12 protein-coding genes and 1 pseudogene are annotated in these 23,915 nt (G+C 67.4%); 8 read left to right on the forward strand and 5 right to left on the reverse strand.

Annotated features, from left to right (window positions below; translation table 11 throughout):
* Positions 1–227 precede the first annotated feature (227 nt).
* Positions 228–1,322, reverse strand: coding sequence for a hypothetical protein (locus GKQ77_RS00925; RefSeq protein ID WP_125540961.1), 1,095 nt, complete (start codon positions 1,320–1,322; stop codon positions 228–230).
* Between the two features lie 496 nt (positions 1,323–1,818).
* Between GKQ77_RS00925 and GKQ77_RS00930 the strand changes: the two genes are divergently transcribed.
* Both GKQ77_RS00930 and GKQ77_RS00935 read left to right on the forward strand, forming a co-directional pair.
* Complete coding sequence (locus GKQ77_RS00930; RefSeq protein ID WP_219686646.1) at positions 1,819–7,044, forward strand: AAA family ATPase; 5,226 nt, start codon at positions 1,819–1,821, stop codon at positions 7,042–7,044.
* A gap of 12 nt (positions 7,045–7,056) precedes the next feature.
* The gene (locus GKQ77_RS00935) at positions 7,057–8,253 is read left to right on the forward strand and encodes a hypothetical protein (protein WP_219686647.1); all 1,197 of its coding nucleotides are present in this window, start codon (positions 7,057–7,059) and stop codon (positions 8,251–8,253) included.
* 649 nt (positions 8,254–8,902) lie between these two features.
* Here the strand turns inward: GKQ77_RS00935 and GKQ77_RS33125 are convergent.
* On the reverse strand, positions 8,903–9,238 hold the full coding sequence (locus tag GKQ77_RS33125; protein ID WP_258020670.1) for a hypothetical protein: 336 nt from the start codon (positions 9,236–9,238) through the stop codon (positions 8,903–8,905).
* A gap of 300 nt (positions 9,239–9,538) precedes the next feature.
* Here GKQ77_RS33125 and GKQ77_RS00945 point away from each other — a divergent pair, with 300 nt between their 5' ends.
* From GKQ77_RS00945 to GKQ77_RS00970, 6 genes and pseudogenes are all read left to right on the forward strand, one after another.
* Positions 9,539–14,794, forward strand: a complete 5,256-nt coding sequence (locus tag GKQ77_RS00945; RefSeq protein WP_219686648.1) for a sacsin N-terminal ATP-binding-like domain-containing protein — start codon at positions 9,539–9,541, stop codon at positions 14,792–14,794.
* 625 nt (positions 14,795–15,419) lie between these two features.
* Positions 15,420–15,701 (forward strand): hypothetical protein, encoded by a 282-nt coding sequence (locus GKQ77_RS00950; RefSeq protein WP_219686649.1) that lies wholly within the window; start codon positions 15,420–15,422, stop codon positions 15,699–15,701.
* A gap of 155 nt (positions 15,702–15,856) precedes the next feature.
* Positions 15,857–16,657 carry a hypothetical protein gene (locus GKQ77_RS00955; RefSeq protein ID WP_219686650.1) on the forward strand — a complete coding sequence of 267 codons (801 nt, stop codon included), beginning with the start codon at positions 15,857–15,859 and terminating at the stop codon, positions 16,655–16,657.
* Between the two features lie 79 nt (positions 16,658–16,736).
* Positions 16,737–17,858 (forward strand): annotated as a pseudogene (locus GKQ77_RS00960) (IS630 family transposase).
* Positions 17,859–17,915: 57 nt separating this feature from the next.
* Positions 17,916–18,221 (forward strand): restriction endonuclease, encoded by a 306-nt coding sequence (locus GKQ77_RS00965; RefSeq protein WP_219686651.1) that lies wholly within the window; start codon positions 17,916–17,918, stop codon positions 18,219–18,221.
* A 62-nt stretch (positions 18,222–18,283) separates the two neighbouring features.
* Positions 18,284–19,126: a PE-PGRS family protein gene (locus tag GKQ77_RS00970; protein WP_219686652.1), complete on the forward strand. Its 843-nt coding sequence runs from the start codon at positions 18,284–18,286 to the stop codon at positions 19,124–19,126.
* Here the strand turns inward: GKQ77_RS00970 and GKQ77_RS00975 are convergent.
* From GKQ77_RS00975 to GKQ77_RS00985, 3 genes are all read right to left on the reverse strand, one after another.
* Entirely contained in the window at positions 19,056–20,327 is a 1,272-nt protein-coding gene (locus GKQ77_RS00975) for a hypothetical protein (protein WP_258020671.1), read from the reverse strand. The genes GKQ77_RS00970 and GKQ77_RS00975 overlap by 71 nt on opposite strands.
* A gap of 754 nt (positions 20,328–21,081) precedes the next feature.
* A complete protein-coding gene (locus tag GKQ77_RS00980; protein ID WP_219686654.1) occupies positions 21,082–22,251 on the reverse strand; it encodes an HNH endonuclease in 1,170 nt (389 codons plus the stop codon).
* Between the two features lie 14 nt (positions 22,252–22,265).
* Positions 22,266–23,909 (reverse strand): AAA family ATPase, encoded by a 1,644-nt coding sequence (locus GKQ77_RS00985; protein ID WP_219686655.1) that lies wholly within the window; start codon positions 23,907–23,909, stop codon positions 22,266–22,268.
* Positions 23,910–23,915: the final 6 nt, after the last annotated feature.

Here is a 23,915-nt window from a genome sequence, read left to right on the forward strand (position 1 = left end):
CGGGTGCAGTCATCCACCGGACGACGACGGCGGCGACAGCCCTCGTCTCCTTCGTTCAGCGCTGGCGGTTCGGGCGGTTTCGAACGCGGCCGAACCGGTTCCAGAGCCACCTGGAGGGTCTGCCAGGGGCCTGCACTGTATTCCTGCCGGATCATCGCCGCGGTTTGTTCCCGGGCCAGGGAGGGATCGGTGATTGGGACAGACCTGCATGGCAGTTTGGCGGCTACCTAGTTTTCGCACCAGGCGCTCATGCGGCTGGCAACATGAGCCGTGTGGTCCGCGAGTTGCTCGTACAACGCTTGTGCTTCATCCACAGAGAAATAGGCGTCTAGGAGACCGTAGAGCGGCGCCTGGAGGGAAAGCCGTTCTTGCACGTGCCATGAGGGGCGGTAGTGAACCAAAGTGTTCCGGAACCCTCCGTGGGCCTGGAGAATCAGGTTGCTTGTCGGGGAGTCGAGGACGCCCTTCAGCAGTGATCGGTCCGGCGGGCGGAGTTGGGCTCCGTACTCTTCATCAAGCTTGCGGAGACTGGAGAGCGCGTGGTGGAGCGTGATGTACCGCAGCTTCCACAAGGTGATCGCTGAGGAGGGGTTGCGGTCGTCGGTGACGAGGACACTGGTCGTGTTTAGCGCGCAGGTCATGGCTGCCAGGGATGCCTTGATCTCCTCTGGCAGGATCGGATCGAAGCTTCGACGGTAATACTTCTCTGCACGTACCTCTGTCTTGGTCAGGTCCGTCTCCTGCACGGTGTCGAAAAATGACTGTCCTTCCCAAGGAAGTCCGTCTGCCGCTGTGGCGATATAGCTGCCCTGTTCCACGGCGATGGCGTGGAGTTTGGCGCCAAGCATCTCGGAATCCTTGAAAGCTTGCGGGGGGAAGGCGAGGAAGAAGCTGGCTGTGTGGGAGGTGGAGACGAGCCTGCCGCGAAAACGCCACAGGACGAGGTCCTTTTCCAGCGGCCGGGCCAGCGGTAGCCAGGTATTGTTCAGGAACTCCTCGCGGTGCTCGTCGACGATGCGCCGGAAGTCGGCGCCAACGTCGTCCAGTTCCTTGTACTTGTCGTCGTATAGCTTGACCGATTGCCGAGCGCGCTCGATGGCAGGTGCGTAGTCGTAGGCAAGTGCGTCCGAGAGGTCGGGAGCGATGTGGCGAAGCGCTCGGTGGGACTCGTGGATGATCAGGCACATGTAGTTGTGCATGCAGAAGATCGGGACGACAGCCAGTTGTGGGGCGGCTGTGATGCTGCGGGCGAAGCGTCGCAAGAACATGATGTCCTGCGCGATCAGCGCCAGGGCTATGTCGTTGCCGGGGGTCGTCGTCACTGGTGCTCTTCTCCAAGTGCAAGGGGCGGGTGCTGCCTCCTGCTGTACGGCATCAGTCCCGCAATAGGGTCGCTCCATGGACCAGTCGTGCAGGGCATCGTGTCAGCAATCTGTGCTGCCGCACAGCAGGGTTTCGAGCGGGAGGACCGTTGCGTGCACTGCGGCGGCCCGCCGGCGGCGCAGAGCCGTGGGGCGTCTTGCGGTTTCGTGGGCCCCGCTGCCGTGCGGGATGCCAGCGGCTACAGCGGCGTACTTCGAGGGAGGGGAGCGTGAGGACTGCCCGCATGCGGGCCGCGAAGGCAGATGTCGTTCAAGAACGAGGCGCAGTCAACGCACCAGCGGATGCAGTCGGATCCCTACGCGATCTCGTAGCTGTCTGATTGGTAGCTACGAAGGCTATATACCGGACAGCGGTGGGGCTGCTGAGGTTAGAGTTCGCTCAGACTCATGCCCGGGGCCGACGTCCCTGTGAAGCCAGGGCGTGCCGGAGGTATGTGTGGACCTGCGCCCGACGCATCTTGGTTATGCCTATCAGGATCTACTCACCGCGCTGCGTCTGGTGGATCTGACGGTGGGACGTGCGAGGTCGGTGCTCGTCGACACGAAGATGTTCGCTGGGGACCGGTTCGACGACATCACCTGCGAGTGGGCCGACGGCAGCCGTGAGCGGCTGCAGATCAAGCACACGACTCACGATCGCACGTTGTCGCTGAAGAGTTTCACCAAGGACCAGCGCGGCCTGCAACTGGATCTGCTGTTCGCCTCCGTCAGTCAAGATCTGCAAACGGATCCCCGTACCTCGCACCGCCTCGTGGTACGCGACACGGAACCGGATGACCCTGATCTATCCCAGGTTCTGCAGCCTCTCAGCGCGAGCAGCGACCCGGGGCCAGCGCTGTTGGGGCTCAGCAGCAGGCGCTTTCGGTTCAGCGCCACTGCGCTGCGGGAACACGAGCCGTGGCGGTCGATGCTCGTCGACATGGACGATGACCTGCTCCGGAGCGCATGCGCCTCCTTGATCGTCGACACGGGTGTACCGGCGTGTTCGCTCAACGTTCGCGAGCCAGGGCCCGCCGAGGCTGCATTGCTGCATCGCGTCCGGGAGGAACTCGGCGCCGGCCGGCCGCCGAACCGGGATCGTGCACCTGAAGATGTAGCCTTGGCCCTTATCGAGGCAGCCAAAGAGGCCCGTGCCAGAGCGGGGACGGTGGCTCTCGAGAGCTTGTTTCCCCGGATGGCATTGAGGGTCGACTTCGGGGCGGCTCAGGAAGGGCACCCTGTGGACCGTGCCGCGGAGGTGACTCGTCCGACGGTTCTTACGCGCATGGTGGCCGCCCTGGAGAGTGCGGCTCGCTCGGGCGGTGTCGTCGTTGTCACCGGTGGTCCTGGCGTCGGCAAGTCCTGGTTGTGCGAGCAGCTCGGTGATGCGCTCGGGGACACCTGGGTCGCTGCGAGGCATCACTGCTGGCTCGGAAGTGATGACGAGCGGCTTCGTGATCGTGTCCTGACCGAAGTGGTGATCGGCAGTCTTCTGCAGCAGTTGCAGACAGCGGTCCCAGAGGCTGTGGCGCAGATCAGACCACGCTACGCGGCCACCTCCGAGACGCTCTCGGCGGCAGTTACAGCCGTGCGTAGCCTGGTTCCGGATCAGCCGGTGGCGCTGATCGTGGACGGTCTCGACCATGTCAGCCGGGTCCTCGGGAGCATCACCGGCAGCGCGTTTCAGCAGCAGTCGGACCCGGCCGCCTCCTTGGTGGAGGAACTCGCTGCCCTCAGCCTGCCTCCAGGTGTCGTCCTGGTCCTTGCCAGCCAGCCTGGCCTCCATCTTCAAGCCCTGGGCGCCCATGCGGAACACCTGACGGTCCCTGCTCTTGATCGTGGAGAGCTGTATGCGCTGGCGGATCGGCTGGGTGTCTTGTCGGCCCTGGCGGAATCGGGCTCAGAACAGCCATCCGCTGACCTTGCAGAGGCCGCTGTCGGGCTGATCGATGAGCGCTCACGGGGCAATGCCCTCTACGCCACGTACCTATGCCGACAGGCGGTGCGACCGGCACCCGTCGTGGCATCGCTGTCGGCACGAGACGTTGCTGAGGACCCTCTGGAGCGTCTGCGCGCAGTTCCTTCCTCAGCACAAGACCTCGACGACTACTACGACTACCTTCTCAAAGGCCTTACCAGCGAACAGCGGCAGGCCGTCAGCATGCTTGCCATCTGCGACTTCGCCGTCACCGCGCAGGAGCTTGGAGAGATCTTCCCGCTGCCCGGTCCGCTGCTCGGCGCTGCGCTGACGAGTGTGGCACCGATTGTCGCGCAGCAGCCGGGCATCGGCGGGCTGAAGATCCATGAGAGTTTCAGCCGCTTCATCCGGAAGATCGACAGCAAACAGGGGTGGGTCGATCTCGTTAGGAAACAGGCTGCCGCTTGGCTCACCAGGCGCGGGTTCTTCACGGACCCGCGGGCATTTCGGCACCTGCCGGAGCTTCTGTCCGCCTTGGGTCACGACGAAGAGCTGGCCTCTCACATCGGACCAGATTTCCTCTCCCGAGCGATTGCCGGTCTGCAGCCCCCGCAGGCCATCGTCCACACCTTGACCGTGGCCGCGCAGCGAGCGGCAGTCCGGAGTGACTGGTCCACACTGGTGCGCTGCGTCGAACTCAGCCGGGCCCGGGTGACCTACGAGCAAGAGGGCCTGCCGGGCTCCCTCGTGCCGTACGCCGACGTCCTGGTGACACTGTGTGGGGCCGACCGGGTGGCAGCGAGCCTGATGTACGAGGGCGAGCGCACCATGATGGCGCGATGGGGCCTGCCGCTGTGCGCGGCTGTCGATCGTGCTGGCTTGGCCGCACCGTGGGCGACGTACCTGGCGGCCTGGGAGGAGGAACGCGACGACAATGTCCGTTACGGCTCTGACATTGACGACGCTGTGTTCCTCGCGGAGCTGCGTGGACGGATCAGGCAGCCACGCAGGAACATCGACGGCGATGCCGCGCCGCGCCCTGTCGCGCAGAGAGTGGCGCAGTTCTTTGACCAGGAGAATATGCGGACTGTTGAGCGTGCGCTGGGCGTAGTGCTGGAGTGTTTGGGGCACGAGGCGCTGATGGCGAGCGTGGAGCTCATTGAGCGTGCTGACCGGCGTGTGGCTGTTCTGCTGTGTCTCGCCGACGCCCGGGCCGACGTTGTAGGAGAGCTGCCTTCGGCACGCATGCTGGCCGCAGCGGCCTGGGCGAGTGGGCCGTGCGACCCGCGGCGTCTGCTCCGTCACGGCGTGCCCGCGGCGGATCTGGTGCATGATGTCTTCTCCGGCGGCATCACCGATGTCCTTGAGAAGGCGACGCGGGAGGTGCTGGCCGACCACGCTGGCGACCTGCCGGCTCCGGTGAACAGGTGGCTGTCGCTGCTTGCCGTGGCTCATGTCTGCGACCGGCAGGCCGCGGCCCGATTGCTCCCGCTCTTTGAGGGCGTTGGTTTCTACCGCGCGTGGCTGCGCTTTACCGTGGCGACCCTGGGCCTGCGCCACGATGTCGAAGCGGGCGTCATCCCAGCCGAGGCGGCTTCTTTGACCGCCCGTGTGGCACTTGAGCATCTGGCCCAGCACAATCAGCCGTTCGCGGGCCAGCCCAAGGCAAGCGATCTCGGCGGCATCCACAGACTGGTGCGAGAGGTACTGCACGATGCCGTCGTCGTGCTCCGGGACCAGGACGTGGCGCTGGGTATCGCAGCCTTGCAGGCCATCAGCCACGGAACCACCACATCCCTCATGGGCATGGCCGGGAGCGGGCCCCTCATCACGACGGAACTGGTGTCCCTGCTCGCCGAGAGCGTCGGCCGGGTTGGAGCCGGTGTCGTGCGCGAACTCATGGACACCCTGCGCGCAGCACAAGCAGGCCGCCGGGCTTTGTATGCGGAAGACGCGGACTTCGAGCTGGAAATGGCCCGCGTGAGTCTCGCCTGCGGCGATCTGCCAGCAGCGCAGGAGTGCTGGGACCGCGCCGCCCGGTTCATGGGCGCATATGGCGGCCACAAGGACGCCACCATCAGCGAGCTGCTCGATCCATTGACCGTGCTATTCCAGGCCGAACCTGCTCGGGCCCGTGAGAGGCTCGCCCGCTCGCAGCCTCTCACCTACCTCGTCTCCCAGCACACCAACGGACGAGGCACCAGTGGAATTCCCCATACATGGTGGGGGCTGCTGGCCCGCTTGGATCCGCAGGCCGCCGCACAACTGGGAGCCCGTGCTCTGCTGGCCGAGCCCGGCCTACCCGACGCCCGAGTGGAAGAAGCCCATCACCAGCTGCTCGCCACACAGGTCGACACAGCCGACCCCGTGATCCTGGCCACGCTGAGGATCGCTGCCGGCCACGCGGGCCAGAGCCTCGACACCGACATCGCTCTTCTCCACAGACTTGCGAACCTACCCCGCGACGATGCGGCACGGGCACAGCGCCTGCTGCCGGTACTAGCCAACGCGATCACTGCCACCTACGACGACCAGAGCCTGGTCTCCACTTTTCGCAGTGCCGGAGACCCACGAGCCACGGCGCTGTCCGCGGCAGCGCAGCAGTGCGGTGGTGAAGGCGGTCCGCTGTGGTCACCGAAGCAGGCCACGACCAAGACTTCTCGCAATTGGTACGGTCCCGAAGGGCGCTATGCCACAGACGCCTACCTGCACGCGCAACAGCGCCCCACACTGCCAGGAGGTGCTGCCGGCGCCTTGGCCGCAGTCCGTGACTACGACGACAAGCCATACAAAGCTCCTCCCGGCCCCCGGTGGTCGGCAGACGCCCTCGCCAATACAGTCGGATGGAGGCTCCTGGAGATCGCCGACCGACACGGCACCGATGCGGCGACCCGACTGCTGCACCGGCTTGCCGAAGACACGAGTGTGTACAAGCCGCGTGAACTTCTGGCCGATATCGCCACCGGGCTCTGTCTGCGCCAAGAGGCTGCCCCCGACACCCTCGGCACGCTCGCCGCTACGGCCGGCGCCCTCGCCTTCACCACGATGCGGGGAGGAGGCGGATGGCGCTCCTTCGCGGGCAAAGACAGGCTCGAGCTATGGCAGCAAGCCCACAGGGCGGATCCCTCCACCGCAGTCAGCCTGCTCGCCGACCAAGTGGCACGCGCCGTGGCCGGCGCCTCATACGACCGGACGATTGGTGTCAGCCAGGCCCTGGTCTCCGCCTTCGCCGCACAGGCCCCGCTCGACGGGACGCCAGGAGCCGACGCGCTCTCCTGTTGGGACGCGGCCTATGAAGTCATCGCTCACCGCCTACCCGGCGACGCCCGTCTCGATGACGGCGTCTATCAGCCGAGCCCGGAACCGGCCGCACGGCAAGACATCGACACCGCGCTGTGTACTCTTGCTCTGGCCACCCTTGCTCTACCCGAACGCGGCGACAAACGCCGCGCCTTGATCGCGGCGACTGTGCTGCTGGCGAGCCGCCCCGGTCAAGCCCAGACCGCACTTGCGAACGTGCTTTCCTTCTCCCTCGGTGCCGGGCCACTAACCTGGCTCCTGTCCGTTCTGTGTGACCACTTGCCACCGGACTCCCTGGACGCATCACTCCTCGTCCGACTCGTTGCCTTGTGTAGCAGTGACATGCTGTCCGTGCGGGCCGAAGCTGCTGCGATCCTTACGCGTGCTGGGCGTCAGCCTCCTCCGCCCCGCAACACCGGCCCACCCGACACTCACACGTGCCGTAAGTGCCGTCTTTTCTCGTAGGGAAGGCACGCCGTGACAAACTTCCAAGAGGCAGCGACCGAGATCGTCGATCAACATCTGGCGACCCGTCTCATCTCCGCGGGTGATCCTCCGGGACTACACGAGACCGTTGTCGACCTCGTCACTGAGGCATTCCCCCAGCACGTTGAAGCGCTGATGGGGCACCAGCTGGACTCGCTCACCCACCCGAGTGGGACTCAATGGCCCGATGCCTACCTTGCTGACGAAAGTGCTGCCGAAGACGCACTTCAGCAAGCTGCGGCCGGGCTGCGCGTCGCGCTTGCCCAAGCCGGACAGATGAGCGGTAATGCGCAGATCTTCGAACACAAGACTGCCGCTCGACTACGTGACGATCCACGAGCGGCGCTGCGCGCGGAGCTGGCCCGCGTGCCGCGGCCCCTCACTCGCCCACAAATTCTGGAGTGGTCACTCGACCCTGCCCCCTGGTTCACAGAAAGCCGCGGCGAACCTGGCGTCTGGTCACCTGTGGGATTCGAGTCAGTTGCCGGTCAACGACGGTTGCCGGACGGCGTCGAGGCACTCCCTCGTGTGAGCAGCGGCCCCCACGAGGGATGGGTACAGATCGGGTTCACCGAACGGCAACTTACCCCTGCACGCCGGTATCCAGATGAGCCCGCCCGCCAGATACAGATCATCGTCGGACTGGAGGCTGGCGGCGGTCGTACACCGGCCAGCCCCCTGCCCCTCGCTAAAGCTCCCTGGCAGTTGTGGACGCGCCCGCTGCGGCATCTGGTGCCTCACCTTGTCGACACGGGCGCGGCCGTGAGGCATATCAGCACCACAGATCAACCCTTCGTGGCTCTGACCGATGCCAGCGCTACCACCCTAGTCAACGCGCCCCTTCCCTCGTACGGCCTGGGGCTACCTCACCTTGTCCTCGCACCGGCTGTCAGCGTCATTGCTGCTCTCGGCCTCGAACCCACGGAAGGAGTCTGTGGTTTCAGCCTCAGCGACGCGCAGGGAGAAGCACTGGTCGGTCGTCAATGGCGAGGCCACCTTGTCCACGACGGGAACTACAGACCTCTGCTGCCCGCGATCGAGGGGGCAGATCTGCTGATCCGCCCCGACTTGTTTGCCCGCCTTCACAACTTCGTTGGTGCCGCTCGCTGTCACGTCGGTCTCCGAGTGGTTCTCAAGCCAACAGAGCAGCTCAGTGCCATCTCGGCCAAGGACGATCGCAACCACTGATCACGTCGGCGGTGAGGGCGACTTAAAGGGCGCTTTGTCCTGGCGAAGGTGCTTGGTAAGCCCGTCGAGGATGATGGCTGAGTGTTGGTCAAAGTAGAGGCAGTGCAGCCGGCCCGGTCGGGGCCGATATTCGCCCGAGTGCAGTCGGCAGTGGGCACTGCTGCGCTGCTCTGGCAGGGGGCGCCCGAGGCGGTGGGGCGAGAGCACCACGTCGAGTGGACCGTGGATGAGGACATCGTCTGGACGGAGAACGCCCGGCAAAGCACTGATGGAACGCCTGAGCTGCGGGAAGACGGTGACCGCATCGTCTTTCGTGGACGGCTGAGTCTCGACGAGGACGGAGGGGCGGCCCTGGACGTGGGCGGCTCGGTGATCCTGTTCGATCTTGCCAACCCGCCTCTGCCGGATGGTGTCGACGGGGCGTGGGTCGAGGCCGCGTGGCAGCGGGCAACGTCACGGTCTGGCCCCACGCGGTCTGACCGTCGGTGGGCGGTTAGGTGTCGCACCAGTCATATGCCTGCGCCGCCTGGGACCTGATCCTGACGCGATCAGCTGGCGACGCTGAACCACCCCGGCCGCACCTCGGTCAGAAGCCCTGGTCCGTGACGTCAAGAGGTTCGGGCAGGCTCAGCCCGTACCAGCACAGCCGTCAGAGGTCGAAGATTTCTCTCCGGTCGGCTGCGAAGTCGAAATCGATCTCCGTGCCGTTGTCGCTGACAAAGAGGCACGTGCCCCATGAACTGTGTACGAGTAGGTGCCGACCTGCCCACTCCGGCTGATTCGGCGCGAGCCGGGCGCGGAGGCGGTCGACTTCGCGGGCGTCGGCGTGCAGGTCGGCGAAGTCGGTGGCGAGACCGGTGCCTCCCTGTACCTCGGTGAGACCGGGAACGGGTTGGTAGAGGACGGAGGTCTTGACTGGGGTGGTTAAGGACGACGTCGTGCGGGCTGGGACGGCTTGGCCAGGGGGCTGAACAGTGTCGCGCATCCAGGCAGCACTGGGATGTGCCAGAACGTCCGCTCACGCATCCAAGGCAGGAACCCCCGGACGGAGGGGCCCTTGCGGGTCCTACTCGGTAGTCGACCGTTGGCGCTGCCCTCTGCGCCCTGCGCACTCCCGGCCCGCGGGCCAGAATGCGGAATCCTCGGACGATGTGATCGCTGATCCGGTTTGATGGCGCCACAGGGCTCACCGCCCGGTAGGCGCCGTGCGGCGAGCGTTCGAGGGACGAGGGGAACGACCATCACATCGACGTACGACACCGTCGGCAGCGCATTCCGGGACACCGTGACCGCCCTGACCCGACGGCGGATCGAGATCTACCAGCACGCCGGTGAGGAATGGCGATTCGCGGAGAGCCTGAAGTCCGTCAGCGAGGACACCGCCCAGGAGTACGAGGGCCGCACCGTACTCGAACTCGTCCAGAACGGGCACGACGCACTCGGCAGCGACCGTCCGGGACGCATCTCCGTCCTCGCGGTCCCCGACGAGGGCGGCGGTGTCCTCTACGTCGCCAACGAGGGCGCGCCCTTCGAGGAGAAGAACTTCCGCGCCATCACCGAGGTGGCTCTGTCGAGCAAGGCGGCGGGCGAGGGCATCGGCAACAAGGGGCTCGGTTTCCGCAGCGTGCTGCAGCTGACCGACTGGCCGGAGATCTACTCCAAGACCTCGGCCGACTCCCCGGTGTTCGACGGCTACTGCTTCCGGTTCGCGCGACCCGACGACGTACACGCCCTCGTGGACGATCCCGGGCTGGCGGCCCGCGTGGTCGAGGACATCTCCCCCCTCGCACTGCCCGTGCCGGCCGAAGTCACGGACCCTGTACTCAAGGAACTGGCCGAGGACGGATACTCCACCGTCGTACGGCTCCCGCTGCGGGACCCTCACGCCTGGGGACTCGCCGTGGCGCAGATGAGCGGGATGGCGAACGGCGACGCGCCGCTCCTGCTCTTCCTCGACCGGGTGGCCGCACTCCTCATGGAGGTGCGCGGCGAATCCCCTGACGCGTTCACGCGGGTCCTGTCCCGTACCGAGCACGCCTCGGACCTCGTCCGCGACCGCGAGACTGACCGCGAGGGCGACCGCGCGAGCGACTGGGTGACGGAAGTCGACCTCGCTGACGCCGGCCGCTATCTGCTGGCGCGCCGCACCGTGGAGGCCGGCGCCCTCAGCGAGGCGATCCGGCGCAGCGTACGAGCCCGGGAGATCGATGCAGCCTGGGAGAACTGGAACTCCGACGCCTGGGTGGCGGTGGCCCTGAGGCTGGACACCCCGCTCGCGCACGGCCGTATGTACACGTTCCTCCCCATGGCCGCCGCTGCCCGGGCTCCCTTCCCCGGGCACGTCCACGCCCCCTTCTTCACGAAACTGGCGCGGCTCGACATCAGCGAGTCGGTGGCACTCAATGACCACCTCCTCAACCACGTCGCACACCTGGCGGTGGATCTGAGCCGGCGCATCCGCTCGGAATCACCGCACCTGGTGGCCGCCGACCTCGTGGTCGACCTCGTCAGCTGGGACGCACCGAAGCGGTTGAACGACGCTCTCGACGGCGAACTCGCCACCGAACCGATCGTCCCGCTGCACGGCGCGGACACCTGGGGCTCACTGCGGGACTCCTACGCGTGGCCCGAAGGAAAACGCTCCTGGCGGGTACTGACCACCGACGCCCTCGCCCGCGCAGGAGCTCCGCTGCTCGCCGCGTCCGTCGGTTCCGTCCGCCACGCGCGACTCGACAAGCTGTGCAGAGCCGTCCTCCCCACCTCGCTTCGCGCACCGGCACCACTGTCGGCCGAATGGGCCGAGCGCGTGGCTGCCACGCTGCCCCGAGAGGACGAGACCGCGGCAGGCCCCCTGTGGGGCGACTTCTACGGTGATGTCGCGCATGCGTTCGCGAGGGACCAGGAGGCGTTGCGGGGCCGCCGCATCATCCTCGACCAGAGCCTGCGGCTGAGGAAGACCCTCGGCGGCGCGGCCGAGTCGCAGCAGAACGACGGAACCGTCTTCTTCCACCCCGACGCCGACTCCGTCACCCGGGTCTCCGGTGACCTGAAGGCGCTGCGCCGCCGCATCGCCTTCACCCACCCGGCGATCGTCTGGGACCCCCAGGGGCGCGACTTCCTCCAGCGCCACCGGCTCGTGCGCCCGTACGAGCTCGACCGGCTCTTCGACGCGCTGGAGGACCTGCTCGCCGGCCGGCCCACCGATGCCCTCGGCCGCGACGCCCTCGTCTTCGCCTTCCGGCAGTACCCGACCCTCACCCAGACCCAGCGAGGCCGCCTGCCCCGCATTCCCTTCCGCGTCCCGCTGGCGGCCGACGGCTGGGGCAGGGCGGCGCGGTGCTCCTTCTCACCCGCCTGGGGTACCGAGGGGGCACGGAGGCTGGACCGGTTCCTCGGCGAAGCCGGGGCCGGGGTGCCCGCCGCGATCGCCGCTCAGCGAGAGGGCTGGATCAGCGGACCGGACGACTGGCCCACACCCGTCCGCGACCCGTCCGCCTACGTCGAGTTCCTCTCCGCACTGGGAGTGTGCGACGGGCTACGCCCGGCCCACGTCGGCGGCTGGCTGCAACCCACTTACGGCAACGACCTGCATCCGGCCGGCCTCGCCGTACGCTTCGGATTCGGGGACCAGCTCGCCGCCGCCTGGACCGCGGACGTCCGCAAACAATGGACGAAGTTCGCGCACCCGTGGACCCCGTACGAGTTCACGCGCGCACCGGCCCACCTCGCGGGAGCGGCCGACGTCGCGGCACTGCCCAGAACGGCTCGGCGCGAGTTCGCCGAACTGCTCCTCCACGGGCTCCGCACCTGGGACGGCAAGGTGTTCACCTTCACCGTGCACAGGCCGACGTATCCCTTCAAAGACGAACACCTCTGGCCGACACCGCTCGCCTCCTTCCTCCGGGGCTTGGCATGGCTCCCCGTGGAGGAAGCGGACGGACCCTTCTTCGTCGCGCCCGGCCAGGCGTGGTTCAGCACCGACGGCGAACTCCCCGCCTTCGTCCCCGCCCTGCCCCTGACGATCCGGCGGCTGCTCGCCGACAGGACCGTCGCCGACCGACTCCTCCACCTGGGTCTGCGCAGATGGGACGACCCACAGCACGCCGGGGCGGTCGTGCTGCAACTCGGGGACACGCTGGACAACAGCGAGGTCCCCGAGTACCTCAGCGTCGCCTTCAAACGGCACTACGAGCGGGCCTGGTCGCAGATCGCGCAGACGGGAGCCTGGCCTTGGGAACCCGGCGAGGAGATCCGGCTGGCCGTCAGCCGCGCCAACATGCTCGGCGCCCTGACGGTGCCCGCCTCCGCCGGGGGAGCCACCGTCTACGTACGCGACCAGGAGGACCCCCTCAAGGAAGCGCTCATCGAGCTGGCGGGTCACCCCGTCCTGGTCGCCCCGGCCGAGTCCGGGGAGGCGATCGTCCGACTGGCCGGGGCACACGGGCTCCGGGTGGAACGCACGTCCGCCACCCATGTGCAGGTCCGGCACCGGGACGGCTCCCCGATCACCCCGGACGGAGCGGCCACCGCGCTGGTCGAGCGCGGGGAATGGCTGGTCACCGTCGTCGCCCTCGCCATGGAGCTGAAGTCCGGGGCGTTCGTCCGGCGCAGCGAGCGCGGCGTCCGTGCCGCGCTCGAACGGCTCCGCACCATCCGCGTCGTGCACGCCGCCGACGTGGAGATCGCCATCGCCGGCGCACCGGCCGAACCACCGTCGACCACCCGGGCCCTGCCACTGCCCGACGACGACCACCCCACCGTGGTGGTCTGGAGGAGCGAGGAAGGCTGGGACGAACTCCAGGCGGCGACACCGGCCATCGCACAGCTCCTGAACCGTCCATGGCTGCAGGACGCGCTCGAACTCGTCCTGGTGAAACTGGAGCGGCTCTTCGACGGCCACGTGCCCGCCCACATCGACGACGGTTCCCTCGCCCAGGCACTGGACACGACTGAGGCGAAGGTCACCGAGATCAGACGCCATCTCACCGGCGACGTGCAGGACGCCGTACGGCTGATCCGTCCCGTCCTGGCCTGCGTCACCACCGGCGACTGGGACGAGGAGTCGGAGAACCTCCTGGCCCGTGCGGGAAACGAGTCCGAACTCCAGGCGGTCATCGACCGGTGTGCACCCGGCCTGCTCGTCCCGTCGGAGGCCCTGGTGGCCCTCGCTCGCTCCTCCACGACGCCCGCTGAACTGCGCGACGAACTACGGCTCGACTTCATGGAGTTCAACGCGGCGCTGGCCACGCTCGGCCCCGGGTACTCGCCGTACTCCTACCCCGACGTCCACGAGCAGGCCTTCGGCGACTTCGTGCGTGCGCACGCCGACGCGATCCTCGACCGGCTCCGCGAGCGCTACGCGGCCGTCGCCGACGAGGGCGGCGACTGCACCCCGTACGCCGCGGCCCGGGGCCTGCACGACCTGCGGCCCGACCCGGACTGGCTGCCCCGCTTCATGACCCCGCCCCCGGAGGCGATGCGCGCCAGGGTGGGGGAGTGGCTGCGCGAGCACGGCGCCGACGACGACCTCGACCGGCCGGGAACCCTCCCGCCCGTCGACCTGCTGCGTGAACGCAACGCCTCTGCGATCGACCTCCTGGTGAAGGTTCTGCTTCCCCAGGTGGAGGCCTGGTGCCGCAAGCAGGGCGTCGAACCTCCGAGCGGCTGGCACGGCGCGGTCTTCCTGGAGTCCAAGAGCTGCGTCGACAGGTCCGGGCTGGGCGATCTGGCGGAGCTGGGCGAGAGCCAGCTGATCGATGCGGTGGAGCGCGCGGTGGAGTGGCCCGACGGCATGCCGCGGACTGCGGACCTTGTCCTGCTCGGCCTGACGCCGGACGATCTGGCGCGGTCGGCGAAGCGCCTCTCCCGTGCTTCCGGCGGTACCGGCGGTACCGTGCCGCGCACCATCACCATCGGGGACGCCGAAGTCAGCGTGGGACGCGACCAGCTCTCCGCCATCGCGGACATCGCGGCGCGCACGGTCGGTGAATCCTTCCTTGAGCAGAGCGGCAGGGTGCGCCTGGACGCCGTACACGGCGTACCCCGGCCACGCGGGGCAACGAACTCCCCTAGGCAGCGCATCGTCGTGGCGAAGATGAACCAGACCAACGAGGACCAGCGTTCGGCCATCGGCCTGGTCGGAGAAGTAGCGGCCCGCGCATGGCTCCAGCGCCGGTACGCGGACGTGTACTGGCGGTCCGGATACGCCGCTGTCGTCAACGGAGACCGCGACGCGTCCGACTCGCTGGGGTACGACTTCGAGGTGACGTGGCGCGACACCACCCGCTTCTTCGAGGTGAAGGCGCTGAGCGAACCGAGCGCCGACCGGGTCGAGTTCGAGCTCGGACCGTCCGAGGTGGATGCGGCCCGCCGCCACGCACGCGGCAACCGCTACCGCATCCTGTTGATCACCTCCGCGCTCGCCCCCGAGGGCCGCAGGGTCTTCGAGCTCCCGAACCCCTTCTCCGCGCAGGGCCGGGACCGGTTCAAGATCGTGAGCCGAGGGTTGCGCTATCAGTGCTCACCTCTCGAGAGGGGGTAGGCTCGGCGCTCCAGCCTTCCTCGGCAATGGCTATGGCTAGGGGCGGGCCAAGCTCAGCGGTGAGGTCGAGTTGGCGCGCTTCGTGCTGCGGCCCTCAACCGCACTCGAGGAAGCCGCCGAGGTGCTCAACAGGGTGGCCGTGATCGGGCCACGGATGGCACAGCACACGACTCAGCCGCAAGCCAAGGAGACTGTGATCGCGTTGATCGACGGAGAATCTGATGGCGCCGATGCAGGGGTGGACGGATAGATGACGGGCGACTTTGGCCCCGACCGCTTGCGGCAGCTCTTCGGCGACCCGAACGAGGACGGGGTCTACCTTGTTGGCGTCGTGGAGTTCTCGGACGATGCGAGCGAGGACCAGTGGTCGTACGTCGGGAACACTCAGATGGGGACCCTGGAGTCAGTTGCCAGCAGGCTCGGCTATGAGCGGCGTGACATCACGATTGTGGAGCCTTACCGAGAGCCTGGCCGTGGGGTGCTGCCGGACGGAACAGAGCTGGCCGTGACCTCGACCACCGTGCGAGGGAGTGCGTCATGGCATCGGAGTAGCCGGGAGCCAACGCCGGAGGAACGGCTCCGGTGGGCAGGGCATCCAGTGCCGCCGCCACCTCCGCCCGAGCCGGTGCCGGTTGGCCCCAACATGGAGACGGCGAGGCCGCGGATCGAGGAGCACCAGGGCGATGTCTTTTACACGAAGACCGGCAAGCCCTTCATCTACCGGACCAACCGCTACACCCTGGTCATCGTCGAGAGCCGGCGCAACGTGCAGTGGCACGAGATCAGGTCAGCGCTGGAGGCATGGCCGATCGCGGGGCCGTCGGAGATTCCACGATGCCCCGAACGTTCTGGGCGGTACGTCTACGGGATCGTGTCCGACGAGCGGATCCGGCAAGGGGACTGGTGACGACCTTGGACCTGCGGCTCTGTGGCGGCTGATGCGATGCTCGCCGAACCTGTCGAATCGTCGGACGCTACAGCTACGGTTATGGGTAAGTTTCTACTATCGCGACTTCCTCGTCGACCGAGCGCCGAGAAGCACCCGAGCAATGCCGAGGACGCATGGCCGAGGACCAAGAGTACGAAGAGGTCGAAGCAGTTGTTTGCATCCCCAGGGGTGAGCGCCTCGCCGACTCGCGGAAGAGTGAAGGCTGGAGTCGTGGGTTCACTCCCAGGACGAGCGACAAGGGGCCGGAGCACGTCGAGATCCGCCTGAAGGCCGACAAGGAGTCAGGTTTCACAGACAAGCCCGAGATCGTCTACGTCACCGAGTACGTGGAGGATCAGCCTCCTCAGCTCACCCCCGGACAACAGGCCGTAGTTAACATCGCGGTCCAGGTCATCGATGGTCTCGTAGAAATCGCGAAACCTCTCGTTGCGCATTGGTGGCACACCCAGGCCGTGCCGGTCCTCGTTGCGAAGCGCGAAGGCTTGGTGCTGAAGCAGCAGGCCCGCAGAGCCCAGAAGAAGGCCTTGCGGGCCGGGGGCACGACGTCACCTCATGTTGCTGTTCCGGGGGTTGCGGCTGACACGCTTTCCCAGGATGTGGCCACCGCGCCCAGCGGCCCGAAGGCCACTGTGACGAGCGTGGAGTTCCAGCAGATGTTCATGACCTGGCTCGCTCGTGAGGACGCCCAGCAGGCGCTCTGGAGACTCATCATGAATGCCGAGGTCGAGGATGGCGGTGCTGCCACCCTGGCATGGCAGCAGGAACTGAAAGAGCTTTCGCCTGAGCAGCGATCTGAGCGGGTCATGGAGTTCCTCGCTACCAACCCATCGATCCTGGAGGACTTGGCTCGTCAGCTCATGGGCAGCATGGCCCCCGGGCTCGGCGAGACGACTCTCAGGTACGACCGGGTCTAGTGCTGTGACCGGCAAGGTTCACCGGGTTGCTCGTTGTGCTGCTTGGAAATGAGTTCTCCAAGCAGCGTGGGGAGGTGGGATGGCAAAACCGGTCCGGGTTCGCGGGCTGACCGAGCAGGAGGGCAGAAACTTCAGCACATCGTCCGGCGGGGCAGCACGAGTTCGTTGCGGTTTCGGCGGGCAATGATGCTGCTGGCCTCGGCCGGCGGGAGCACGGTCCCGGTCATAGCCCGCCTGGTCCAGGCGGACGAGGACACCGTCCGCGATGTGATCCACAAGTTCAACGAGATCGGGCTCGCATGCCTGAACCCTCGATGGGCGGGAGGCCGTCCCCGCCTTCTCGATCGTGACGACGAGGACTTCGTCGTCCAGACGGCCACCACCCGCCCGACGGTGCTGGGCAAGCCCTTCACCCGCTGGTCGATCCGCAAGCTCGCCGATCATCTGCGACGAAACCGTGCCCGCCCCCGTCCTCATCGGCCGGGAGGCTCTGCGGTGCCTACTCGCCCGCCGCGGGATCTCCTTCCAGCGCACGAAGACCTGGAAGGAGTCCCCAGACACGGCCTTCGACGTCAAGCTGGCCCGGATCGAGTACGCGATCAACCAGCGGCCGGACCGCACCTTCGCGTTCGACGAGTTCGGGACCCTGCAAATCCGTCCCACCGCCGGCTCCTGCTGGGCCGAGCAGACTCGGCCCGACCGCCTGTCGGCCACCTACCGGCGCACCCACGGCATCACCTACTTCCACGGCTGCTACTCCGTCGGCGACGACCAGATGTGGGGCATCAACCGGCGCCGCAAAGGCATCGACCACACCTGGGCCACGCTGAGAACGATTCGCGCGGCTCGTCCGGACGGCGGCCCGATCTACGTGATCCTGGACAACCTCTCCGCCCACTTGAACTGGCGAATCCGCAGGTGGGCGGCCCGCAACAAGGTCGAGCTGTGTTTCACCCCGACCTACGCATCCTGGGCCAACCCCATCGAGGCCCACTTCGGACCACTACGGCAGTTCACCCTGGCCAACTCGAACCACCCCAACCACACCGCCCAGACCCGGGCCCTGCACGCCTACCTCCGCTGGCGCAACCAGAACGCCCGCCATCCCGACGTCCTGGCCGCCCAACGGCGCGAACGCGCCCGCATCCGCAGCGAAAGAAGCATCCGCTGGGGCGGCAAACCCCTACCCGCCGCGGCCTGACAACCCAACCCGGTGAACCTTCCCGGTCACAGCACTAGGCGATGTCAGGCTGTTGGCATGGGCCATGGGGATCTGACGAACGCGGAATGGGGCCACCCGAAGCGGAAGATCTCCAACTGCGAGGTCCGCAACCTCCTCGGCTCCCAAGTGCACTTCGGCGCCGACGTGGCGATCCTCGTGAGCACCACGTACTTCAGCGGTCCTGCTGAGCGTTGCGTCGTGCAGAACGGCGTCATTGCCGTCCATCGCGACCACCTCGGCCTGTGGAACAACGGCGTCGCGCTGTCCGCTCTCGCCTCTGTCAACGGATCCGGCCAGGGAGACCGCCAGCATCGCGCCCGCCGGAAGAAGACGTACGGATAGCCGGAGCTGCGGATTCTGCCGTTGACGGCCTCCAGGAGTCGTCGGACTGGCTCAATGGACCTATGGAGATCGGGGAGCACTGGGCCTATCGAGCAAGGTCGAAGGAACTGGGCGGTGCACTGCGCCGCGTGGAGATCGTCAGAGTGGGCGGCGCCGGCAGCTCCCGGAGCGTCCACGTGCGCTTCTTGGATGGTGACGCGGCTGGCCTCCAGGAATGGGTGAGCCCCAACTGTCTGCTCGTCCTCTGGACTGACGTCGACGCCTTCCGGGCGGATGACGCGGCGGAGCTGGCCCTGGCCGAGGCATCGAGGGCAGTGCGGGGAAGCGCCGAATTCGAGGCGGCCCGGATGATCCTGGGCCTCGTCCGTCCCAAGGGCCGCCTACGCCTGCGTAAGGCGGTGACGGATGCCGGAGTCCTGGAGCTCGGGCGCCTTGAAGTGACCGCGCCACTCGTCGGCATGGACGCTGCCCAATTACGCGACGACCCCATGCTCCACGAGGACCGCAACGGCTGCTCCCTGGCAGGCTGGCCGATCACCGAGCGGATCGCACGCCAGGTCGCCCAGCGGCTGGCCGAGGAGATCCTCCCGGAGGTCGACCAGCGGCAACGAGCTATGGAAGAGGAGCGTGATCGATCTTCCTGGTACGGCTACCAGCGACGGGACGACCGAAAGCTGGACGCTGAGAAGGAAGCCCTGCGCACGGTACGGGAATGGTGCGGGCAAGAGAAGGCAGAGCGCCACGACGAAGTGGCGGCCCTGAGGGAGGAGGTGCTACGACTCGGTGAACTGGTCGAGCGCGCCGTGAAGGCGCTCCGCGACCGGGGCCACGGCGTCATCGCCTCCACCATTGAGCGCGACCTGGGCGTCCATATCTCCAGCCTTGGTCCAGACGTTCGTCGCTGAACGCCCGCGAGCGCTCCGGCTCCGGCCGCACCTCCGGCTGGGCCGGGGCGGGCTTCGACGGCGGCTTCTCCTTCTCGGGACGATGCGGGTGCCAGCCGTCGAGGAACGGACGAAGCTGGTCACCCGTCGGCTCCGCGTGGAAGTTCCGCCCGCGCAGCCCCCTGCGGCTCAGGACGGGATCGAGCCGGTCTGCCTCTGACCGCCCCCAGGCCGACCACTCCCGAAGGCTCTCTGCCTCGACGGGGTCCTCCGCCTGGTCAGCGGCCTCGTCCAGCGCGTCGCAGAAGGCCCGCATCTCACCGGCGGCTCGCCACTGGTCCAGCGCCGTCCCGAACTGCTCGGCCCGCGCCGCGTCCACCGCCTTGATCGAAGCCACGCTGACCGCGGCCTCCCACTTCTCCTGACGCCGCTGCCGCTTCTCCGCTTCCAGCCGTTGGCGCTCGGCTTCCTGCCTCGCCCGCTCCTCCTGCAGCCGACGCTGCTCCGCCTCGCGTTGCTCCCGCAGGCGGCGCTGTTCCGCCTCGTACTTCAGCCTGGCCCGCTCCTGCTCCTGCGCCTGTGCCTTCAGCACCTTGAAGACCGCATCGATCTGGTCTTCCAGCAGCTTCCCCTCGGTGTCGGCCCACTCGGTCTTGATGCCGAGGCGCAACTCGAGATCCCCAGAAGGCTCGAACCGGTGTGCTGGCGTCACCCGCTGCCAGTCATAGGTACGCCGGCCCGGCTGCTTGGGCACGTACCGGACCTGCCGCTGCCGCTCACGGAAGCTCATCTCGTACGTGATGCCATGGACGGTGAGCAGCGGCCTCGGCTGCTTGCGCTTCCTGGAGACAGTGATCTCGCCATGGAGGGCGAAAGCACGCTCGGCGAACAGCCGGATCAGAGACAGAACCCGGGGGCGTACCTCCTCCGAGACCTCGAAGGCGCTGTGGTCCTTCTCGACCGCGGCGATCACATCGTCGATGTCGGTCAGAGTCCTGCTGCGCGCGAGCCTGATCCGGTTCCACTCCGTGTCGTCCTCGCCGCTCACCCGCAGCAGCCCGAAGCAGATGTCGCCCTTGGCACGACCGGTGTACTTCAGGTGGTACCCGGCAGGAGAGCACTGCCTCGCCGCATCGAAGGCCCGCCGGTAACGGGCCCGCTCGGCCTCTCCCGGATCTGGGATGCGCAGGAAGCGCCCGGCCTGTTGTACCTCCGCGATCAAGGCCGCCCCGATCTCCGCGGAGGAGGGCTGCCGAACCTTGGGCACACGCTGAACACGAGGCTTCGGTTCGGCTGGAGTCTCGGACTCGGGAGGCTCAGGCACCTGGGGTGCCGTGGCGGCCGCCGTCGTACGGGACCTCCGCGGCGTGGGTTCGGGCCGGTCCGGATGATGGCCGTGCTGGAGGTAGAACCGCCCCGCCTCGGCGATCTCCGCCCTCCACCGCCCACTTTCCTTCGGCATGGTGATGAGGCCCCGCTCCTTCAGGACCCTTGCGGTGCGGGCGAGGTTCGGGGAGTCAGAGGTGACGGGTTCAGCGCCCTCTCCGATGCGTGTGAGGAGGGCAAGCTGGCGATCGTTGAGCGACGTCCAACGGTGCATGTGATCGTCGTACCGTCACTGATCCCGCCAGCACAAGCTGTAAGTGGATCGAAGTGCCCGACCAGCTAGACTGACTCCCACTCCTCCTGCGCCCCCTGTGTCCTCTAGGGTCGGCGCGTGCCAGGTGCTCGAAATTCTCCACCCGGAATTCCACCGGTAGCGTCCTTCCGTCGACGGGGACGGGTAACCGGGGTCCGGCTGCCGCTGCGGTCCGCTGAGGCGAGGTTGGAAGCGGCACGCCAGGTGGGCGAACTGACGCACGATGGAGCGCCGTCGAACTCATTCTGCGTCGCCGCGGCATTCGATGAGCGAGGTTCGTTCTGACGGTGTCGGGCTGGTCAAGCCGGTTGGAAGGGCGGCTGACAGGCGGTGTCCGTCAGCCGCCCTCGGCGATCAGGAAGTCGCGCAGGTCGGAGAGCGTCCGGGTCGTGCCGTCCACCGTCAACGACCAGAAGGTCCACCCATCCACTTGGTCGTCGCCGGTCGCCATCCGTGCCGCGGACGTGGGCGTGGCCAAGGGCCGCTGGAAGCACATGATGCTGCCGTCCGCCAGCAGGGTCGCCCTGGCCGGGCCTCGTTTCCCCCGGCCTGTCAACACGATCCCGCCTGCGGAGAATGTCTCAGGCGGCAAGGCGGCTACCAGAGTCCGCAGGTCAGTGCGATGCTCTATTGCCGTGGCCGCAGGGGGCTCGACTCCGTCGCTCGCTTGTCCGGCGACGTCGTCCGCCGCCCCTCCCTCAAGGGGTGCGTCGTTTCCCGAGAGGTCGTGGGCGAGGAGGGCCAGGCGTTCGGCAGCAGCGGCCGCTGCGCTCCACTCGGCGGTCGTCCGGGTCAGGTCGTCGAGCTCGGTGCGGGCGTACAGCGCCGCGCCGACGTGCCCTCCGCTGGCGAGGTACAGCTGGACGAGTCCGTTCACCCTGCCGAACAGGGTAGATCTGCTCTCGATGAGTAGGTCCGAGTTGAGCGCGAGCATGCGTATGGTCTCGTCTACCCGGCAGAGGTCTCGTGCCACTTCGTCTTTGGAGTACGGCTGCTCGGGACGCCGCCGAGCATGACCTTGCCCGTCGAATCCCATGAGTTCGGCATCCTCGGCCACCACGGGATCGAGCAGGACGGGTAGCTCGCCATCCAGGCTCCCGCCCACCGATGCGCGTTGCCCAAGCAGGGGAAAGCGGGCTCCCTTGCCAGGTCCGGCACTTTGATTGCCGTAGCGGGCACCGCCGCTGTTGCAGTGGTGGCAGGAGAGACGGTAGTTGGCAGGGTCGTAAGCGAGCCACCAGTACCCGCGGCGCTCCGTCTCACCCACGACGACGGACTTCGGCCGGTAGTGGTCTACGTGGTAAGGCGAGCGGACGAACCTGGTCTCGCAGTACCAGCACTTCTCCCCGATGAGGGCGATCAGCGGGTCGCGGATCGCGTCCTCCCGCCACATCTCGCGGAAGGAGAGCTGCTTGTCCGCGTCCTTCGCGTCCTTATGGAGCTTCGCGAGTTCCTTAGCGGCCCGGTCCGCCCACTTCTGCGGCGCGGTGAGTCCGCTGTTGTCCACGTGGCGCACCGGGATCAGACCCCCCGGGAGAAGCGCTCGTCGAAGAGGATCCGTGCGGTCGCTTCGAGCTCCTCGCCCGTCATAGTCCCGTTCCGGGCTCGTTTGACGAGTTCCGCGCGCCGACGGTGCAGTTCCGCCAGGAAGGAAGAGAGCACCTTGTCGCGGCGCCATGTGGCGAAGCCCAGTCCGTCGAGCTGGTCGGTGACCTCCTGGAGTTCCTGGCGAGCCTCGGGATCGTCCTCGGCCACCGGTATGAGGCGGTACTGGGTGTCGATCAGGTCCTGGGTGTGTTCGTCGAGTTGGCTCCGGAGGCGGAATAGGTCCGAGGTGAGCAGCCCACCGGCTCCTTGGCCTCGTGGATTGGTGTCCGGGACGAGCGCCTTGGTCCGTCCGTCGGCGTCCTTGTCGAGCACCCGGATCTGCTGTCGCAGCATGTTCGAGACGAGGAGGGGCTCGTGGGTGGCGGCGATGAACTGCGAGCGCTGTCCGTCGCCGAGCATGCTCTGGACGGACGAATACCAGCGCCGGCTCCACTCGGGGTGGAAGTGTGCGTCGGGTTCGTCGAGGAGGAAGAGCGACTCCTGGCCTCGCTGCAGCCGCAGCAGACCGAGGACAGTGAGGATCTGCTGTTCTCCGGAGCTCAGCTGGTCCGCCCGGACGAGGGCGCCATCCGCCTTGCGGACGCGCACGTCGACCGTGAGGTAGCCGGCCATCTGAAGGGTGGACAGGAGCCCGAACATCGACAGGTCGCTGTCGAAGAGGTTGCGGAAGGCGAGCACGTCCTCGGCGCTGCTCATGGCGAGGGCGAACCCGTCGTCGGGGGTACCCGCGCTGTACAGCGGGTCCGATTCCGGCACCGGTCCGAAACGGCCTGATGCTGCCGCCTCCGCGAACAGTGCGCGCGGCGGCCCGCCCAACCCCCAGTACGGCAAGGCTGACAGCTCTTCCCCTACCGACGCGGGGGCGCGCAAGTGCAGCGTGGCGGACACCACCCCGTCCACCCTGGCCTGCTCCTTGAGGTAGTCGCCGAAAACGTCCGCCCACTGGGCGGCCAGGGAGAGCAGGACCAGGGGGAGCCAGTCGGGCGTGCACAGGAATCCCGGGGCGTACAGCGGGCACGTGATGGGCAGCTCCAGCTGCTCCGACCACACCCCGTCCTCGTTCTCCGGCCGATCCTGCCAGGCAAACCAGGACTCGGTCCACTGCTGGCGCCACGTCGCCAGCTCCGCCTCGGCGAAGTGCACGTGGCGCTCGAACTCGGAGCCCCGCGGGACCCGGCCGTGCACCTGATACCCGAAGACGTGGTCGGGAAGGTGGCGGCGCCAGTCGTGACGCGGTGTCTCGTCGCGCGACCCGGTAACGTCCGTCACCCACATGACCGGATCTGCCTCGGCGGACGGCTGCACGATCTCGACGGTCGTGTTGCGGAGCCGGTAGCGCACCTCGTATCCGAAGTCCGTACGGCCCGAATGGCCGAGGGCGCAGCGGTAGAGAGCCCCGAAGAGCTCCGCGAGCGCGTGTAGGATCCGGGACTTCCCGCCTCCGTTGGGACCGATCAGCACGGCAATGGCCTGCCCCTTGTCGACGGCCCTCTCCAGGTCGAGGGTGAAGTCCCGCAGGCCGCGGTAGTCGGGCAGCCGCAGCTGCAGCAGCTGCATCGGATC

Origin of the sequence: Streptomyces anatolicus, assembly GCF_019400875.1 — a bacterium.
GTDB lineage: Bacteria > Actinomycetota > Actinomycetes > Streptomycetales > Streptomycetaceae > Streptomyces > Streptomyces anatolicus.

Excerpts from the sequence above, each read along its gene's own strand:
- GKQ77_RS33125 (WP_258020670.1), bottom strand. The coding sequence starts at position 9,238 with ATGCGCGACACTGTTCAGCCCCCTGGCCAAGCCGTCCCAGCCCGCACG.
- GKQ77_RS00955 (WP_219686650.1), top strand. The coding sequence starts at position 15,857 with ATGGCCGAGGACCAAGAGTACGAAGAGGTCGAAGCAGTTGTTTGCATC.
- GKQ77_RS00965 (WP_219686651.1), top strand. The coding sequence starts at position 17,916 with ATGGGCCATGGGGATCTGACGAACGCGGAATGGGGCCACCCGAAGCGG.
- GKQ77_RS00970 (WP_219686652.1), top strand. The coding sequence starts at position 18,284 with ATGGAGATCGGGGAGCACTGGGCCTATCGAGCAAGGTCGAAGGAACTG.
- GKQ77_RS00985 (WP_219686655.1), bottom strand. The coding sequence starts at position 23,909 with ATGCAGCTGCTGCAGCTGCGGCTGCCCGACTACCGCGGCCTGCGGGAC.